Origin of the sequence: Nocardia sichangensis, assembly GCF_047200615.1 — a bacterium.
Lineage (GTDB): Bacteria > Actinomycetota > Actinomycetes > Mycobacteriales > Mycobacteriaceae > Nocardia > Nocardia sichangensis.
On the sequence record NZ_JBJZOK010000113.1, the window covers coordinates 1 to 1164 of the forward strand.

Genomic DNA, 1164 nt, shown 5'->3' on the forward strand with positions numbered 1-1164 from the left:
GGTCGCGCCGACGGTGTACGGCGGTGACGAGCTGGCCGCGCTCCTGCGCAGGGAGGCCGTCACGCACGCGTTCATCACCCCGGCCGCGCTGGCGTCGGTGGACCCGGCGGGGCTGGACGAGTTGCGTGTGGTGGTGGCCGGTGGCGAGGCGTGCCCGCCGGAGCTGGTGCGGCGCTGGGTGCGCCCGCTCGCCGACGGTGATCGCGAGTTCTACAACGGGTACGGCCCGACCGAGACCACGATCATGACGAACATCAGCGCGCCGCTGGTGCCGGGGCAGCCGGTCACGATCGGCGCGCCGATCCAGGCGACCACCGAGTACGTGCTGGACGATCGACTGGTGCCGGTCCCGATCGGCGTGGTCGGCGAGTTGTACATCGGCGGGCCCCAGTTGGCACGGGGCTACCAGTTGCGCCCCGGCCTCACCGCCGTGCGTTTCGTCCCGAACCCCTTCGACCCGAACCACTCTCGTCTCTATCGCACCGGTGATCTGGTGCGCTGGACGCCGAGTGGTGAGTTGGAGTACCTGGGTCGCAACGACTTCCAGGTGAAGATTCGCGGTTTCCGTATCGAGCTCGGTGAGATCGATGCGGTGCTGGCGGCGCACGAGACGGTGGATTTCGCGGTCACCGTCGGGCACCAATTGGACAGCGGCGCGACGATTCTCGCCTCCTACGTGCATGCGGCGAGCGGACACTCGATCGACATCGACGAGCTGACCGCGCACGCCGAGCGCAGCCTGCCGGTGCACATGGTGCCGACCTCCCTCACCGTGCTGGACGAGATCCCGCTGACCCCGGTGGGCAAGCTAGATCGTCGGGCCCTGCCCGCTCCGCAGCTGCAGACCAAGGAATTCCGCGCTCCGTCGGGTGCGCTCGAGCAGTTGGTGGCGGGTGTGTTCGCCGACCTGCTCAGCGCCGGCGACGAGATCGGCGCGGACGACGATTTCTTCGAGCTGGGCGGCAACTCGCTCATCGCGACGCAGGTAGCGGCCCGGCTCGGGGCGTCGATCGGCGCGCGGGTGCCCGCGCGGACGGTGTTCGAAGCGCCGACGGTCGCGCTGCTGGCCGCCCGGCTCGCCCAATTCGACACCGGCGCGCAGCGTCCGGCACTGGTGGCGGTGGAGCGTCCGGAGCGGGTGCCGTTGTCGTTGGCGCAGCGTTG

General features: G+C 70.2%; 1 protein-coding gene. It reads left to right on the forward strand.

The genetic code is table 11. From position 1 onward, the window contains the following. Positions 1–1164, forward strand: a 1164-nt coding sequence (locus ACL03I_RS39345; protein ID WP_412808647.1) for a non-ribosomal peptide synthetase, incomplete at both ends; no start/stop codon positions are given.